General features: G+C 59.8%; 14 protein-coding genes. 8 read left to right on the top strand and 6 right to left on the bottom strand.

All coding sequences use genetic code 11. The features are described from left to right. The first annotated feature begins 155 nt into the window (after positions 1 to 155). The 3 genes from K315_RS0105075 (at position 156) to K315_RS0105065 (ending at position 2,347) form a co-directional block, all read left to right on the top strand. Positions 156 to 776, top strand: a complete 621-nt coding sequence (locus tag K315_RS0105075) for a DUF2975 domain-containing protein (protein ID WP_029576476.1) — start codon at positions 156 to 158, stop codon at positions 774 to 776. After that, entirely contained in the window at positions 777 to 1,013 is a 237-nt protein-coding gene (locus tag K315_RS0105070) for a helix-turn-helix domain-containing protein (RefSeq protein WP_029576475.1), read from the top strand. A gap of 137 nt (positions 1,014 to 1,150) precedes the next feature. Beyond that, on the top strand, positions 1,151 to 2,347 hold the full coding sequence (locus K315_RS0105065; protein WP_029576474.1) for an MFS transporter: 1,197 nt from the start codon (positions 1,151 to 1,153) through the stop codon (positions 2,345 to 2,347). A 95-nt stretch (positions 2,348 to 2,442) separates the two neighbouring features. Here the strand turns inward: K315_RS0105065 and K315_RS0105060 are convergent, their stop codons facing one another. Next, positions 2,443 to 5,121 carry a DNA gyrase/topoisomerase IV subunit A gene (locus K315_RS0105060; protein ID WP_029576473.1) on the bottom strand — a complete coding sequence of 893 codons (2,679 nt, stop codon included), beginning with the start codon at positions 5,119 to 5,121 and terminating at the stop codon, positions 2,443 to 2,445. Between the two features lie 87 nt (positions 5,122 to 5,208). On the opposite strand from K315_RS0105060, the gene K315_RS0105055 reads away from it, so the two are divergent. Next, positions 5,209 to 6,426 carry an alkaline phosphatase family protein gene (locus K315_RS0105055; protein WP_029576472.1) on the top strand — a complete coding sequence of 406 codons (1,218 nt, stop codon included), beginning with the start codon at positions 5,209 to 5,211 and terminating at the stop codon, positions 6,424 to 6,426. Positions 6,427 to 6,505: 79 nt separating this feature from the next. Here K315_RS0105055 and sepH read toward each other — a convergent pair whose 3' ends face one another. Beyond that, positions 6,506 to 7,675 carry a septation protein SepH gene (gene sepH, locus K315_RS0105050; RefSeq protein WP_029576471.1) on the bottom strand — a complete coding sequence of 390 codons (1,170 nt, stop codon included), beginning with the start codon at positions 7,673 to 7,675 and terminating at the stop codon, positions 6,506 to 6,508. Positions 7,676 to 7,835: 160 nt separating this feature from the next. Here sepH and K315_RS0105045 point away from each other — a divergent pair, with 160 nt between their 5' ends. From K315_RS0105045 to K315_RS0105035, 3 genes are all read left to right on the top strand, one after another. Continuing rightward, the gene (locus K315_RS0105045; protein ID WP_029576470.1) at positions 7,836 to 8,126 is read left to right on the top strand and encodes a DUF4193 domain-containing protein; all 291 of its coding nucleotides are present in this window, start codon (positions 7,836 to 7,838) and stop codon (positions 8,124 to 8,126) included. Beyond that, positions 8,126 to 8,605 (top strand): dUTP diphosphatase, encoded by a 480-nt coding sequence (gene dut, locus K315_RS0105040; protein ID WP_029576469.1) that lies wholly within the window; start codon positions 8,126 to 8,128, stop codon positions 8,603 to 8,605. The genes K315_RS0105045 and dut overlap by 1 nt, the downstream gene beginning before the upstream one ends. A 222-nt stretch (positions 8,606 to 8,827) precedes the next feature. Beyond that, positions 8,828 to 11,119, top strand: coding sequence for a RelA/SpoT family protein (locus tag K315_RS0105035; protein ID WP_044085881.1), 2,292 nt, complete (start codon positions 8,828 to 8,830; stop codon positions 11,117 to 11,119). A gap of 124 nt (positions 11,120 to 11,243) precedes the next feature. Here the strand turns inward: K315_RS0105035 and K315_RS0105030 are convergent, their stop codons facing one another. Beyond that, on the bottom strand, positions 11,244 to 11,783 hold the full coding sequence (locus K315_RS0105030; RefSeq protein ID WP_029576467.1) for a peptidylprolyl isomerase: 540 nt from the start codon (positions 11,781 to 11,783) through the stop codon (positions 11,244 to 11,246). Between the two features lie 228 nt (positions 11,784 to 12,011). On the opposite strand from K315_RS0105030, the gene K315_RS10405 reads away from it, so the two are divergent. Further along, positions 12,012 to 12,167, top strand: coding sequence for a hypothetical protein (locus K315_RS10405; protein WP_155804619.1), 156 nt, complete (start codon positions 12,012 to 12,014; stop codon positions 12,165 to 12,167). Between the two features lie 42 nt (positions 12,168 to 12,209). Here the strand turns inward: K315_RS10405 and K315_RS0105020 are convergent, their stop codons facing one another. The 3 genes from K315_RS0105020 to K315_RS0105010 form a co-directional block, all read right to left on the bottom strand. After that, positions 12,210 to 12,635 (bottom strand): hypothetical protein, encoded by a 426-nt coding sequence (locus K315_RS0105020; protein ID WP_029576466.1) that lies wholly within the window; start codon positions 12,633 to 12,635, stop codon positions 12,210 to 12,212. 196 nt (positions 12,636 to 12,831) lie between these two features. Beyond that, on the bottom strand, positions 12,832 to 14,367 hold the full coding sequence (locus tag K315_RS09460; protein ID WP_033520452.1) for a cell division protein FtsZ: 1,536 nt from the start codon (positions 14,365 to 14,367) through the stop codon (positions 12,832 to 12,834). A gap of 22 nt (positions 14,368 to 14,389) precedes the next feature. Beyond that, positions 14,390 to 15,037 carry a hypothetical protein gene (locus K315_RS0105010; RefSeq protein ID WP_238556432.1) on the bottom strand — a complete coding sequence of 216 codons (648 nt, stop codon included), beginning with the start codon at positions 15,035 to 15,037 and terminating at the stop codon, positions 14,390 to 14,392. Positions 15,038 to 16,152: the final 1,115 nt, after the last annotated feature.

The following is a 16,152-nucleotide window of genomic DNA, read 5'->3' as shown; positions in this document are numbered from 1 at the left end:
CCTCATCGTAAGTATCGAATGTCGATACGTGTCTATCGACAATCGATTTATCACAGATATTACACATCGAGAAACGATATGTTTCTCTCGTTTATCGATACTGCTATGCTGGATATGCCGACGCGGCAATCGCCGTGCGAGGAAGGAAGGCATCCATGGCAATCGAACAGCCGCAGCATCCACGGCAGCACGATGGGAAGCCGTCTGTGTGCAGCAGACACAACGAATCGGCTGCGTTGGGCGATCGGGGCGACAATCCGTCCGCAGTGCAACAAGCCGCGGATTCAGGCAGCGGCATCAGCCCGGTCGTGATTGTGGTGCTCAAAGTCGCGCTGGTCGTATTCATCGCCATGTCCGTTGCCGCGCAGGTATGGGCCCTGCCGCTTGTCGCACGGCGCAGCGCCCAGGACGCCCCGCAATACGCGCCATATGCGACCGGCTACCTGCTGGCGGTGATTGCAGCGCTCGCATGTTTCGAAATCGGTCTGGTCGCCGTATGGAAACTGGCGTCGCTGTCGGGCCGTGGCATCGTATTTACACATGATTCTCTGATCTGGGTCGATATCATCATCGCCTGCGTCAGCATCGCCGCAATCATCGCGCTCGCCTTGTTTGTGCATACCGCGTTCATCGCGCATCTCAAACCACTCGCCGTGCCGTTGGGTGCGCTGCTCGTCGCCTTGGGACTGTTCGCAATGCTGCTGCTCATCATCGTCCTGCGCGCCATGCTGGTCTCGGCCACGGCGCAGCGTGACGAACTTCAGGCGGTGATTTGAATGGCGATCCAGGTCAATCTCGATGTCCTGCTCGCCCAGCGGGGTATGTCGGTAGGGGAATTCGCCAAAGAGGTGGGCATTACTCCGGCGAATGTCTCTGTGCTCAAGAACGGCCGGGCCAAGGCAATCCGTTTCTCCACGCTCGAAGGCATCTGCCGCACGCTTGACTGCCAGCCGGGCGATGTGCTGCAATGGGTCCGCGATGATGACGGGGATGATGTCGCGGCCGAAGCCTGACTCCCTCTGCTTCTGCCGACGCTGAGTGGGGTGTGAGCGTCGGTGGAGACAGGGTGGTAACGTTCTGCCGACGCCGAGAGAGCCTCCCGGCGTAGACAAACATCAACCGGCACGGACCATGAGAGGAGAAGACCGGCGTGTTCAATCTGTTGCTTCCTGTAATCTACCTCGCTTTCATCAGCCTCGGCCTGCCTGATTCCTTGCTTGGAGCTGCGTGGCCGTCCATGGACCAACAGTTCGGAGTGCCGATGTCATGGGCGGGCGGCATATCGATGGTGATTTCCGCAGGCACCATCGTCTCCGCGCTCCTGTCGGATCGCTTGACGCTTCGATTCGGCCCGGGCGTTGTGACGGCGACCAGTGTCGGGCTGACCGCCGCGGCGCTGCTCGGATTCTCATTCGCGCCGAACTACTGGATCCTGCTCGCAATCGGCATACCGTATGGTCTCGGGGCTGGGGGAGTGGACGCCGCATTGAACAATTATGTCGCCCTGCACTACGCGAGTCGGCATATGAGCTGGCTGCACTGCATGTGGGGGCTCGGCGCTACCGCCGGTCCGTATATCATGGGCTTCGCGCTATCCCGCGGTCAAGGCTGGCATTGGGGGTACCGGTATATCGCCATTGTTCAGATTGTGCTGACCACAATTATCGTGCTCAGCCTGCCGCTGTGGAAGAACAGGCAAAACAACATGAGGGACAATACATCTTCCGCTACGGATGATGCCGGCGCCGTCGCAGCGCGAAAGCCGCTTGGCGTCCGCGGGGTCCTGCGAATCCGTGGCGCGAAGGCGATTCTTCTCATGTTCTTCTGCTATTGTGCCATCGAGCAGACCGCCGGGTTGTGGGCTAGCAGCTATCTGGTGATGTATCACGGGGTCGACAAGGTCGTCGCCGCGAGCTGGGCAAGTCTGTTCTATCTCGGGATTACTGCCGGCCGTGGCATCAGTGGATTTCTGACCATGCGGTTCGACGACCCTACGATGATTCGCATGGGACAGGCGATTCTGTTGATTGGGCTGGTGCTGATGATACTTCCGTTGCCGGGAACGGGTCCGGCGTGCTGCGGCTTGGTGCTCGCCGGCGTCGGCTGCGCGCCGATCTATCCGTGTGTTATCCATTCGACGCCGGCGTATTTTGGAGCTGATCTGTCACAGGCCATTGTCGGCGTGCAGATGGCCTGCGCATACATGGGTTCCATGGTTATGCCGCCGTTGTTCGGCTTGATTGCGCAACACACATCCATTGCCATCTACCCGTGGTATCTGCTGGTCCTGCTCGCTGTGATGACCGCTATGCATGAGGTGCTTCGGCGTCAGCGTGCAGACGCCTGAACCGCGTGGATATGAACGGCGAGCTTGACTTCTTCTGCTTCTGCCGGCGCTGAGGAGCGTCCCAGCGCCGGCAGAAGCAGAAAATGGGGTTCAGCTCAGCCGGCGAAGGCGATGGGAGCGGCGAGCTCGACACCCGAACCGTCGCGACGCATATCCGGCTTCGGCAACTCCACCGGGATGCCGTGCTCTGTGCTTGCATGCAGTGGGTACATGCCCACCCAGGCGAACAGCAGCGCATTCTGTCCCTTGAGGAAGCGTTGCGACCTCACGCCGCCTGTACCACGGCCCTTGGTCGGGTACATTTCCAGCGGTGTGACCTTCGCTGCCCCGTTATCGGTTCCGGGGAGCGCTTCGGCATCGCCGGCAACCGTCAGCACCACCGCTCCGGACGCGGAGAACAGGCCATTGTCGCCTTCCTCGTAAGTCCAGGCGATCTTGCCGGCCTCAATCGCGTTGAACGCGACCACATGGCAGCCTTCGGCCAGCCTGATGCCCGCCATACCGCCCGCGGTACGCCCTTGCTGCCTGACATTGCCCGCTTCGTACGTGAGCAGCGAGGCGTCGGATGATATGAACACCAGACGGTCCTCATCGGACGCCGGGGCAGCGAACACCACGCTGTCCCCGTCCTTCAAATCGATGATGCCCCAGGAATCCATCGTGGTCGGCGATTCGCGGTTCCAGCGCTTGACCACGCCGTTGAGCGTACCGATGGCGAGCGGCGGCTGGCCATCCGACATCGACACGGCCGTCACCACACGTTCCCCGATGACCGGGTCGGTGCTTTCCGTCGAACGCAGCAGCTCTTCGGCGTGCACTCCGCCGGCCACCGACAGCGTGTCCTGCGCGGGCAGGGCGGGTAATTCGGCCACATCTGCGAGCACCAGACGTCCGGCGGAGGTGACCAGACCATAGCGCGACCGGGTCGTAGTGGGGAACACCGTGACAATCTGGTCGTCGGCGGCGCGATGCCGGTCATCTTCCATCCCGCCGGATGCATGGGATTTCCATACGTCGACGGCGCTCGCCGCGGTTCTGGCGATCAGCCCAGACGCGCTCATCATCACCGCGCACGGCGTGTCGTCCAGTTGCAGCGCCGCGGTCGCATCCTCCTCATTGCCTGCTTTGCGGGCAGCCGCTGCGGCGGCGACATCCTCCGCGGCTGCTGACACGCGGGATGCCGCATGGATGGCTTCCAACGCCGTGTCCTGCACCCCGTCCTCGTTGCGGCCTTGCACCGGGACAGGGGAGAGCGACCCGTCGGGGTTGAGGTCGAGCAGCACCGTGCGCCGCGGCGTACCCCATTGGGTGACCGCCTGGTCCATTTCCTCGACCACCACACGGTCAAGCTCCTCGTCGGAGCCGAGAATACGTTCCAACTCCTCGATTTTGCGCTTGAGCTCGTCGCGCTCGGCCTCCAGCTCGATCCGGCTCATCTTGGTCAGTCGGCGAAGCCGCAAGTCGAGAATGTACTGCGCCTGCACCTCGTCAAGGTCGAACACCGCCATCAAACGGGTTTTCGCCTTGTCAGCGTCGTCGGAGGTGCGGATGACCTGGATCACCTCGTCGATATCCACCAGCGCGAGCAGCAACCCGTCAACCAGATGCAGACGCTCCAACGCCTTCTTGCGCCTGAATTCGCTGCGGCGCCGGATCACATTGCGCCGGTGCGCGATCCACACCTCGAGCATCTCCTTGAGACCCATGGTGTGCGGGCGCCCGTCGACAAGCGCGACGTTGTTCATGGTGAAGCTGTCCTCGAGCGGCGTGTGCTTGAACAGTTGCGCAAGCACGGCATTGGGGTCGAACCCGGTTTTGATTTCGATGACCAGCCGCGTGCCGTTATGCCGATCCGTCAGGTCGATTGCGCTGGAAATGCCTTCGATACGGCGGTTCTTCACGCCTTCGGAAATACGTTCCAGCACGCGTTCCGGGCCGACCATGAACGGCAGCTCCGTCACCACAATCGCCTTCTTGCGGGCCGTCACATTCTCGATATGTGTCGCCGCGCGGGTGACGAACGCGCCACGGCCGGTCTCGTACGCCTGCTGGATGCCGTCACGGCCGATGATGATGCCGCCGCCCGGCCAGTCAGGCCCCGGCACATAGCGCATGAGCTCCTCGAGCGTGGCATCGGGGTGGCGCATCAGGTGTTTCGCCGCCTGGACGACCTCGCCCAGATTGTGCGTGGCCATATTGGTCGCCATACCGACTGCGATGCCGGACGCGCCGTTGACCAGCAGGTTCGGGATGGCCGACGGCAGAACAGACGGTTCCTTGAGCTTGTTGTCGTAATTCGGGGTGAAATCAACGGTGTCCTCGTCGATGTCCGCGTTCATGCCGAGCGCTGCAGGCGCCAGCCTCGCCTCGGTGTATCGCGAGGCCGCGGGGCCGTCGTCAAGCGAGCCGAAATTACCATGCCCGTCCACCAGCGGCAGACGCATCGCGAACGGCTGGGCGAGACGCACCATAGCCTCGTAAATTGCGGAATCGCCGTGCGGGTGAAGCTTGCCCATCACCTCGCCGACGACACGGGCCGATTTCATGTACGGCCGATCCGGGTTCAGGTTCATCTGCCCCATCTGGTAGATGATGCGCCGCTGCACGGGCTTCAAACCGTCACGGGCGTCAGGGAGGGCACGCGCGTAAATCACCGAGTACGCGTATTCGAGGAAGGACTTGCTCATCTCGTCCTTCAACGGCGTTTCGACGATGTTCTCCTTGACCGAACGCGGATCATACGACGGGCGTGCCGGTTTGCGGTGTGATGCCATGTGCTCTCCTTCACAGATAACCGGACTATTCTACCCTCAAGCCCACCCAGCATGCCATTTTCAGGTCGCGGTGCTTCAATGGTGCATATGAGTGTCGAAGTGCCGGATAGTGATGAATTGCTGCGATTGACGTCCCCTGCGGTCTATGGTGACGGCGGTGTGGCGCACGGCGGGGCGCTTCACCTCTCATCGGTTCTGCCTGCGGTATCCGATGCGATTGGCAGCCCTGTGACGACCCGCGTCCACGCCGATCCGGCTGCTTTGCGCGACGCGATGGGCATGCCACGCGCCTCCAGTGTCATTGTCGTGCTCGTGGACGGGCTGGGCTACTGGAATATCGCGTCACGGATCGGACATGCCCCATATCTGCGCTCGCTGCTTGCCGATAGTGTGAACAGCCGGCCTATCAGCACATGTTCGCCGTCCACCACGGTGGCGGCCATGGCGACCTTTGGAACCGGTTCCTGCCCGGGGCTGACCGGCATGACCGGGTATACGCAATGCAACCCCGCAACCGGGCAGTTGTGTCAGCTCATCCAGTTCCGCGACGCCCCCGACCCACAGGATCTGCAGCGGATGCCGACCGTGTTTGAGACGCTTTCCGGTCGCGGTGTGCGGGTGACCAGTGTCGGGCTGCCGAAATTCTCGAATTCCCCGCTCACCCGTGCCGCGTTGCGCGGGCCGGACTACCACGGCAGCATCAGGCCGACCGACCGGGTGCGATTGGCGTGCGAGGCCGCCCGTGAGCCGGGGCTGACATACCTGTACATCAGGGACACTGATAAGGTCGGGCATAATTACGGGTGGAATTCTGACCATTGGATTGCGGCATTCGAGGGGGTGGACGCGCAGTTGCATCTGCTGCGCCGGCGTGCGCCCCAGGGCACGCTGATTGTCATTACCGCCGACCACGGCATGATCGAGGTCGATCCCGATCAGCGCATCGATATCGCCGAGCAGCCCGATCTCGCCCGCGGGGTGCGTCTGGTCGGCGGCGAGCCGCGCGCGGTCATGCTGTACACCGAGGACGACGCCGACCCCGATGAGGTTGCAGAACGCTGGCAGAACATCCTCGGGGAGCGTGCCGTGGTGCGTACGCGGGAGCAGGCGATTGCCTCGGGGATGTTCGGACCTGTTGATGATCGGGTCAGGCCCATGATTGGTGATGTGCTCGTTCACGCGGCGGGGCGCGTGACCATCGTGGATTCCAGAACCCAGACCGATAAGGCGACACGGCTGCCGAGCGTCCATGGTTCGCTCAGTATGGCCGAGTCGGATATCCCGCTGTTGATGGACGTGGCGTGAGCGTCGATTGCATACGCGAAGTGGGGGAGCGGCTTTTGATACCGCGGCAAGCGGCGCAAGCGGCAATAAGTCTGCGGGATCAGTCTCCGAACAGGATTTCATCCCAGCTGGGCATTTTGCGGCCTTTACCGTGGGCGCGCCGCTGCGTTTTGGCGTCATGGGCCTGATCGGCAGCGGTCTGAGCCGGGTTGGTATCTCCGGATAACTTCCGCGTGGCGGTCGCATCCGCATCGGATGCGTTCTGGACGGCGGATTGCCTTGTTCGCCCCGTGGCAGTGTCCACATGGTGGACATCGTGTTCTGTCGGCGTGTCACGCCGGGCGCTGGCCGGGGATGCCGACGCCTGCTGTGTGCGCGTGTCGTGCGCCGGAGTCAATGCGGAAACCGGTGTTGTCTGCTGGTGAGGGCGTGTCGAGGCGGCCGGGGTCGGCACCGGTTTGGACGCTGACGGCAGTGGCGGCTTGCTTGCGGCACCGCGGTCTTGTGACGGGGCTGCGGCAGACGATGCCGCCGCAGGCGCTGGCCGGGCCGGTGAAGCCGCGGGGTCGGATTGCGGCGCCCTCCACGCGGAAACGGCGCGTTCGATGCGTGCCGAACGGACCGAATCGCCCGGGATGTTCAACGAAATGGGGAAGTTCGGCCCCTCGTCGCCATCATCGCTGGCGCGGTTCTCGCCGACAAGTTTCTTGGCCGTGGCGTCGAGACACACCATGGCGTTGTCATGCATATTCCATGACCATGACGCGCTGACACGGTTGCCGGCCGATTCGAACCGGGCGGTGATCTTCCAAGGCTCCAACCCTCGGCGTGTCGCGCTCCAGGATACCGATTCCATACCGATTCCCGCCGCCGCGAGCGTGCGCTCGATGAGCTCGGAGACGGTGTGCACGCGGGAATCCTTTGGGGCGGGCAACATGAAGAACTGCTCGATTGCATACTGTTTCTCGGTCTCCACCCCGCTGGAGAAGCGCCGTACCAGCGTTTCGCTCAGGCCGTAGCGTTGCGCGACCTGCTCGGGTTCCGCGCCGGCGCGAATCAGCGACTGGATTTGGGAGATCGGCAGACTGGAAGTCGGCGGGGTCTGTTGGTACCGCTGTTTTTCGGCCTTGAGCTGCTTGGCTTCGAGGATGGCGTGTTCCAGCGTGTCGTCCACAGTGACGCCGAAGAGCATGCCACGCAAGGAGAACACAAGCTCCCCGTTGCGTCCGACATGGTCGAACTTGGCTTCCTGTATAGGATTTTCAGGCATGTGCGCACCACTTTCCTCGTCTTTGGGAACACTTCCTACACTACCCCGGAAAACACCGGCTTCGTGTCGTATTTTACGATGTTTTGGAAACGTGTATCCTATGCGGGGTACAGGTCATGTATTCTATGGCGCGTAACACATAACTCATGAGGAGGATGCGATGGCCCAGGACTATGATTCCCCACGCGGCAAGGACGAGGATGAGGAGTCGCTCGAGGAACTCGGCAAGAGCACGCAAAACACGTCGAACGAGGACGATGACGAGAACGCCATCGCTGAGGACTACGAGCTGCCGGGCGCCGATTTGAGCAACGAGGACGCTTCGGTGACCGTCATCCCGATGCAGGGCGACGAATTCATCTGCTCCGAATGCTTCCTGGTCAAGCACCGCAGCCAGCTCGCCTATACGGACGAGGACGGCCAGCCGGTGTGCAAGGAGTGCGCAGCCTGATGGCGGTTGATGAAGGCTATGTCGAGCCGGAAACCACCGAGGTACTGGTCAAGTACTTGCGTCAGCCGTACCCCGACACGCTCAGATACGCGCATGCCGGCGACGCCGGCGCCGATTTGACCGCCTCCGAGGACGTCACGCTCCGTCCATTCGAGCGCGCCTTGGTGCCTACCGGAATCGCGATCGCGCTGCCCGCCGGGTATGTCGCGCTCGTCCACCCGCGCTCCGGGCTCGCGGTCAAGCAGGGGGTTACGGTTCTCAACGCCCCCGGCACAATCGATGCAGGGTATCGCGGCGAAATCAAGGTGCCGCTGATTAACCTCGACCCAGAGCACACGGTGTCGTTGCACGCGGGGGACCGCATCGCGCAGATGGTCATCCAACGGTACGTCGAGGCGACATTCGTGCCTGCCGAGCGGCTGCCCGGTTCAGACCGCGCAGAACGCGGATTCGGGTCCACAGGGCTGTCCCGTTCCTGACACGCGCGTCGAAGTGGTACTATCCGTGGTACAACGGGCTTGTTATGCCGCTTGGCGGCAGGCGTACGCGTTTAGGGAGGTGGAGCGATGACTGAGTTCAACGAATCGCACGACGGCGAGGACACCGAGCCACGGCAGACGCCGGGGACGAAGACAGGTGTCCCGGCTGGGCAGGGCGCATCCGGTCAGACACCGCAAGATGACGATTTCGCCTCCGCCCATATGCTGGGTTGCGAGATCAGCGAAGATCCGCTCGATCCGCTCCAGCCCATCCTGCGCATGTGCCAATCCCACCATCCGGACGAGGATATGGACATTCTGGAGCGCGCCTATCGGCGTGCGGTTGTCCAGCATTCCACCCAGCGGCGCAAATCCGGCGAGCCGTACATCATCCACCCGCTGTCCGTCGCGCAGATTCTCGCGGACTTGGGCATGGGGCCGGTCGTCGTGGCAGCCGGGCTGCTCCACGACACGGTTGAGGACACCGATTACACGCTCGCCCAATGTCGAGCCGAATTCGGCGATACCATCACCGGGCTCGTGGACGGCGTCACCAAACTTTCGAGGATGGAGTACGGCGATTCCGCCCAGGCGGAGACCATCCGCAAAATGGTGGTCGCCATGAGCCGTGACGTGCGTGTACTCGTCGTCAAGCTCGCCGACCGCGTGCACAACGCCCGGACGTGGCGCTACGTCAAGCCGGCGAACGCCCAACGCAAGGCGCGTGAAACGCTGGACGTCTACGCGCCGCTCGCCAACCGACTGGGTATGAACGCCATCAAAACCGAGCTCGAGGAGCTGAGTTTCAAGGTTCTCTACCCGAAGATCTACAACGAGATTGTCGTGCTTGTCGCGCGCAGGGCAGGCCAGCGCGACGTCTACCTCAAGCAGATCATCGCCGAAATCAATGAGGATCTCGACGATCTGAACATCAAGGCGACCGTCACCGGACGCCCGAAGGACTACTTCTCCATCTACCAGAAGATGATCGTGCGCGGGCACGATTTCTCGAATATCTACGATCTGGTCGGCGTGCGCATCATCGTCGACACCATCCAGGACTGCTATGCGGCGCTCGGTGCCGTGCATGCGCGGTGGAACCCGGTCCCCGGCCGGTTCAAGGACTACATCGCCATGCCGAAACTCAACATGTACCAGAGCCTGCACACCACGGTGGTCGGGCCTGGCGGTAAGCCTGTCGAGATTCAGATCCGCACGTGGGACATGCACCGGCGGGCGGAATTCGGCATCGCCGCGCACTGGAAGTACAAGGCGAACGGTCAGGCGGGCCGCGCGCTGAGCGATCCGGACAAGGACGACCGCAAGCGCGAGGACGGCAAGGACCTCGACGAAGCCGACAACCTCAAGTGGATCCAGCAGCTGGCCGACTGGACCAGCGAAACGCCGGATTCCAACGAGTTCCTTGGCTCGCTCAAGGAGGACCTCGGCGCTTCCGAGGTGTACGTGTTCACACCGAAAGGCAAGATCGTCTCCCTGCCGGCGGATGCCACGCCGGTTGATTTCGCGTATGCCGTGCACACCGAGGTCGGCCACCGCACCATGGGTGCCCGCGTCAACGGGCGGCTCGTCCCGCTTGACACGAAACTTGAAAGCGGCGACACGGTCGAAGTGCTCACCTCGAAATCCGACACTGCAGGCCCGTCGCGCGACTGGCTGAGCTTCGTGAAAAGCCCGAAGGCGCGCAACAAGATCCGCCAATGGTTCAGCAAGGAACGCCGCACCGAGGCGATTGAGGAAGGCAAGGACGAGCTGACGCGTGCGATGCGCAAGCGCAATCTGCCGATTTCCACGCTGCTGACCCCGGAAGCGCTGGTCGGCGTGGCCGAGGAACTCAATTTCTCGAACCCCGACGCCGTGTATGCGGCGATCGGCAACGGCCAGATCTCCACACAGAATGTGATTGCCCGTCTCGTCAAGGACGCCGGACCTTCCGAAGTCAACGAGGAGGTCGAGCAGGAGGTGCTGCCGCTGCGGCAGGTGGAACGCAGCAAGAAGCACTCGAACTCAATCGGCGTTTCCGTCAAGGGCGTGGACGACGTATGGGTGAAGCTCGCGCGCTGCTGCACGCCGGTGCCCGGCGACGACATCATCGGCTTCATCACCCGCAACCAGGGCGTCTCCGTGCACCGCACCGACTGCCAGAACATGCTCGACCTTGAGAAGCGACAGCCTGAGCGTGTGATTCCGGTGGAATGGACCAGCACCAAGGGCCTGTTCATGGTCAAGATTCAGGTCGAGGCGCTGGACCGCCCGCACCTGTTGTCCGACGTGACGCGTGTGCTGTCCGACCACGGGGTCAACATCATCTCCGGCTCGATCTCCACGGGGTCCGACCGCGTGGCCACCAGCCAGTTCTCCTTCGAAATGGCCGAGCCGCAGCACCTTAACACGCTGCTGGCAGCCGTGCGCAAGATTGACGGAGTCTTCGACGTCTACCGCATCACCGGCGCGAAGGATTCCGCCGAACCGCGCCTGCGCCGCATGCAGGAGTAGCAGCATGCCGTGAACGCCAAGGCTGCTGGACAAGACTGCCACAATACCCTGTAACATATGGTGACGCCCCCGCACTACATGTGCGGGGGCGTCGCTCCAGTGTGGGTCGCGCCAAGCCGACGGCTTACTTCACGACTTCCACCGACGTGATGCCGACCGGCTCCAGCGGGGTGTCCGAACGGTCCGTCGCCACGGCGTCGAGCTTGTCGACGACCGCCTTGGACGCGTCATTGGCGACTTCGCCGAAAATAGTGTGATGCCCGTTGAGCCACGGGGTGGGGACCGTGGTGATGAAGAACTGCGAACCGTTGGTGCCGTGCGGCTGGCCGTCGCGACCGCGGCGCAGGCCGGCGTTCGCCATGGCCAGCAGATACGGGCGGTCGAAGACCAGATCGGGGACAATCTCATCATCGAACTCGTAGCCCGGGCCGCCGGTGCCGTTGCCGATCGGGCAGCCGCCCTGGATCATGAAATCCTTGATGATGCGGTGGAAGGTCAGGCCGTCATAGAACGGGTCGTGCTTCTCCTCGCCGGTGAAGGGGTCTCGCCACGCCTGTTCGCCGGTGGCGAGACCGAGGAAGTTCGCCACGGTGTTCGGGGTCTGGTCGTCGAAAAGATTGAGGGTGATATCGCCCTCGGTGGTATGCATGATAACTGTGGTCATACCTCCATCGTCTCATGGGCTTGAGACCGGGTGTTGCTGTTTGATTGAGGGGAATGACACAGAGGGCCCGTGGACTGGCTGCGGTCGATAGCCGGGCCACCGAGCTACAACGTGGAACGTCATACGAATTGGCTCACTATGATCAGCGCACCGGCAGTGACAACCATGAGTGGCTCCTGCCCCGTATTTTGATGCTCCTATACATTGTCAAGCGTTTGGACCCGTTGTTTGAGTTCGGGCAAGTTCCGTGCTCCGCGTTCGATTTCGCTGATGCGGCTCGACGGCACGGTCGGCGACTCGTACGACAACGCCATGGCCGAATCCGCCGACGGCGCATATAAGACCGAGCTGATGCGGCGTAAGACAGTCTTACTATATGGGTGAGCGTCAGCCCGTTTTACATGTCGCTGAGATAAAAAATGGAAATTAGCGATTAAGCTTTTTAATGTCTTTAGTGACTTTGCTGGGGGGAAGGATGGCACGCTCGTCAAAGTAGGCGATGGGGTTCTTGGAGTCGTTGCGTTCGAGGGTTTTACCGATCCAATTGTCGTACTCGCCGTGAATTGGCTTGCCGATAAAGCCCATGCGCATATCATCGCGCTTGATGATGCCGTTGATCTTGGCGACGCACGCCACCACGTTGTCGGGGGTCAGGATGATGCCTAGATCACAGCGTACCGCACGGCCGGGTTCGAGCCGCCACCAGCTGTTGCCGGAGCGCCAGATTTCCTCGAAGTCGCCTTCCATCTTGGGATCCCATCCCACCAGATGCCGAGTGCCGCCCTCTGGCAGGTCTTCGGCCCAGCCAAGTTCTCTGCGGGGGCCAAGTTTCATCGTCACAATTTCAGTCATGCCTTATATCTTACAACCTTGTGTACCTGCCATCTTGAATGAAAGATATATGAAGACCATCCCATGCAATTACCTCATTATTCAGGGGAGGATTGTCTCTAGCGATGCAGAGGGGGGCGTTTGTTCACTTTCCTAGAAACAGACGCCCCTCTACGGCACATTCTGCAAATTAGCAGAATAAAGATTTCTGCCTCACTCACTCAACGGGATTGTCGCTATTACGCTCTGCGACAGAGTTGTATCCATGTGTATGCTCATCTTCGCTATGGTATACAGAACTGAGAGTGTCCATCCACCAATGCTCCCGATTAATGATGTCTTTCGGCAAAGCGCGCATATCAAAGATTTCTAGAATCGAGTATTGGAAGTTGTCCACGATATATTTGGCACCCAGCTCCTTGAGACGCTTGTTGCCACCAGAATGATCACCATAGGCATACTCCGACCAACGGGACAATAATCCTTGCTCTGCACCCTTATGTGAGTAGGCAGAACCAACGTAATGCCATCCAGTACGACGGTCGGTTTGCAGGTAAACAGCTTGGACGTTGCCCAGAGCGGTTTTCCATGTATCGTTTCTCACTGCGGCAACTAGCTGCCGATGAGTGAGACGCACGTTTTCAAAACCGGGGAAGGGAAGCGAGGAAATTGGAGACTGCGATAAGTGGTCTAGGGTCATGGTTTCCAAGAAACGATTCCGCAACTTATCGTTGCCCATATCGTTCATAAGTTGAGTGGGTCCTTGGCTTTTCTTGTAATGCACCACAGCGCGAGCGTCCAACGGGGCATACTGCGGTATTTCTCGGTAGTCGTACGCGACAGTGCCGTCTTCTTTCTGATATTCGCCAAGGACTTCAAAAGCACCTATGAACAGCCATTTCGTCTGGTCTTCCTGGTGAAGTTGGATGAACTGCAGAACTTTCTTCTTCTTGAAAGCTCCCTTCACCTGCTGCCCAGGCCATTGCTTGATAAATACCCACTCCATCAGCTCATCATGCGATGAGTAGTAGGCATCAAGTACATCAAACCAAGCAGGCTTGTTGCCGTTCAACCTGATAGTGAAATCTCTCAGTTGTTCGTTGTCCAATCCAATCAAATCAAGGAACCGAATCGGCGTGTTTGGTGTATCCATCGTTTCTTCCTGCATCATCTGAGTGTCCTTTCCGGTAGTCAATTCTTTTTTGGCGGTTTCGTGCGCCGCCGTCTCTCCTTCGGGCTTTGCGAGGATGACGGTGATTTCTGTGTCTTTTTGTTGCGAGTCCAGTGACAGACCCCAGATGATAGAGGCATCGTCTTGGATCGCTTCCCGCACGATTGTGACCAATGAGGTGACTTCAGCCAGACCAATATTGGCGGGAGCCTCAATGCTGATCAGCGCTCCGTCGCAGCATGATGGCTCGATGCCTTGCGCTGCGAGCTGGTCTGAAAACACCTTGCCCGGATCATCGCCGGCATTGAGCCATATGATGCGTATGGCCTCGGATGCGCAGATGGAAGTGACGTCCGAAAGGTCAATGTGAATATAGCTGTTTGAGTCAGTAAGCGATGTGATGATTTCCGCGGTCTGCTTCAGTGCGGTCTCGTCACTGACGCCGGGAGACGGGATAAGGCGGGTGGCCGGAGTTGCCTCGACGGTAGAAAGAGGAGTCGTGAAAATGGTCAGCTCCGTCTTGCCATCCTCATTGCGAAACGTGACGATTGAGCGGTCGACATCGATGTTGGCGGTAAGCATTGCGGATTCTTTCTATTTGGTTTTATTTTACAGTGTCTGCGGGCGGCGAAATCGGTTCTTGACCGAAGTCGTCTTGGGGATTCGCACATGGCGGCTGCGTCGCATAGGCGTGCACGCGTTCATTGAGCCGCTCACAGCCTAATTCCATGGTCTTGAACCATGCGTCGCCTATGTTGAAGCCGTCCTCTCCGAACAGCGTCAAGCGGTATCCGGGGAAAGCTCCCAGTGACTCCCTCAGCCATAGCAAGGATTGCTTGGCGGTTAGGAGACGAATCGCCAGGTCAGGAGGTAATGGATTTTCAGGGGAGGATTCCGACCGGTGACAAAGAGAGTCGCAACGATTGTTGGAATCGTCATGTTTCTCTCCGTTATCGAAAATCAGCCATAATAGATCGACGGCATCCCAAATCCTCTGATACGCCTCGCATTCGAAGAAGTCGGCATCGACCTCGTCATCTTCGTCAACCACTCGCGTTTTTCCGGAATCGGTGCGCTCAACGGAAAACCATGAGACCCGAAACCCCTGGCCGTCACGTTTTCCACGCTCCGGACGTAGTTCCAGCAGGTCCCGTACGTCAAATGCGGTGGAGTCGAACGGGCTGGCACCGGCATCCACGCGCCATCCGTCCCAAGCCATATCAGACAGCCAGTCGCATACAATTTGCGTCAACTTATCGTTCTGGCTATCCAGCCACCTGTCGGGCCGAGGAAGATGACTGGGTGTGCGATTGCACGGGTCAATTACCAGATGCCTGCAACAGAGTGATAACGTCACCATCGCCAGACCTCTTTCTTTATATCAAAGTATCTTGTATATAAGATACTACATAAGCATGTATGCTTGTAACATCGTTTCATAGGAAGAAACCGAAATGAACCACGCTGTCACTCGACACAGGGCGGCAATGCGTCGGCTGACGTACATGGTGGAGAAGGCCCATGGCCCCTGAACTGATATATCCAGCGATGCTGCGGGTCATGGGGCTGGCGAGCCAAGCGGTACATCGATCCAGCAGACGGAAACTGCGCGCCCAGCGGATTCAAGGAATACGATAGATACACCAATGGTTTCGCCCTAAAAATCTTCGCGGTCATCTCTGGTTGGGCATTGGCTGATTCGAGAAACCTGCAACTGGACATCGTGAATTACGCAGCCGTGAGTGGACTGCCATCCGCCAACTTCTGTCCTCGATTATTCCGGCTACGAAATCGAAGTGTGCCTCATGTCGGCGGAGGCCAACGTGCCGATGAAACCCTGTCTCTGACAGTCTCGATAAGGGGGAAAGGGGATCATTCTGCCTGCTTTTGCGGTCATATGCCGTTGTATGTCAATTCAGAACGATTACTCTGGTATCCGTTATGGATGACTGCCGCAGGCTGAAAAGAACCGTCGGCCTGGAACTCATAGCTCTGCATTGCATCGACGCCATCGTCGACAATTCAGGCTGCGAATGAGGCATGGCGCTGGGAAAACTAGCATCATTCGCTAACGAGATCGACGCCGTCGTTATTGTGACATCCGCAATGAACAGGGGCGGGTACGCATAGACGGCAGAAGACCTCTGGTTCCTCCTTCCCAAGAATTCGGACACTGTATGATGCCAGCATGCGGACACCGTTCTCATGGCGTACGGCCTCGGATTGTGCAACGAAAGACAAATCCGGACGGAATCGAACTTATCCTCGCCAAACACCCAAGGCTTTCGCTGTGCGCATTCAATCTCAAACTCAAGCCGGAATGCTCAAAATTCACAGATCAATGACAGAGCTACAAAGACATAGATT

This window comes from Bifidobacterium thermacidophilum subsp. thermacidophilum DSM 15837, from assembly GCF_000426425.1.
Lineage (GTDB): Bacteria > Actinomycetota > Actinomycetes > Actinomycetales > Bifidobacteriaceae > Bifidobacterium > Bifidobacterium thermacidophilum.
Note: the sequence above shows the minus strand (reverse complement) of the source record. Positions and strands in the feature narration are given on the sequence as shown.

Coding starts and splice junctions, on each gene's coding strand:
- K315_RS0105035 (WP_044085881.1), top strand. CDS start 8,828: ATGCTGGGTTGCGAGATCAGCGAAGATCCGCTCGATCCGCTCCAGCCC.
- K315_RS0105020 (WP_029576466.1), bottom strand. CDS start 12,635: ATGACTGAAATTGTGACGATGAAACTTGGCCCCCGCAGAGAACTTGGC.
- K315_RS0105060 (WP_029576473.1), bottom strand. CDS start 5,121: ATGGCATCACACCGCAAACCGGCACGCCCGTCGTATGATCCGCGTTCG.
- K315_RS0105030 (WP_029576467.1), bottom strand. CDS start 11,783: ATGACCACAGTTATCATGCATACCACCGAGGGCGATATCACCCTCAAT.
- K315_RS0105045 (WP_029576470.1), top strand. CDS start 7,836: ATGGCCCAGGACTATGATTCCCCACGCGGCAAGGACGAGGATGAGGAG.
- dut (WP_029576469.1), top strand. CDS start 8,126: ATGGCGGTTGATGAAGGCTATGTCGAGCCGGAAACCACCGAGGTACTG.
- K315_RS0105070 (WP_029576475.1), top strand. CDS start 777: ATGGCGATCCAGGTCAATCTCGATGTCCTGCTCGCCCAGCGGGGTATG.
- K315_RS09460 (WP_033520452.1), bottom strand. CDS start 14,367: ATGCTTACCGCCAACATCGATGTCGACCGCTCAATCGTCACGTTTCGC.
- K315_RS0105055 (WP_029576472.1), top strand. CDS start 5,209: ATGAGTGTCGAAGTGCCGGATAGTGATGAATTGCTGCGATTGACGTCC.
- sepH (WP_029576471.1), bottom strand. CDS start 7,675: ATGCCTGAAAATCCTATACAGGAAGCCAAGTTCGACCATGTCGGACGC.
- K315_RS0105075 (WP_029576476.1), top strand. CDS start 156: ATGGCAATCGAACAGCCGCAGCATCCACGGCAGCACGATGGGAAGCCG.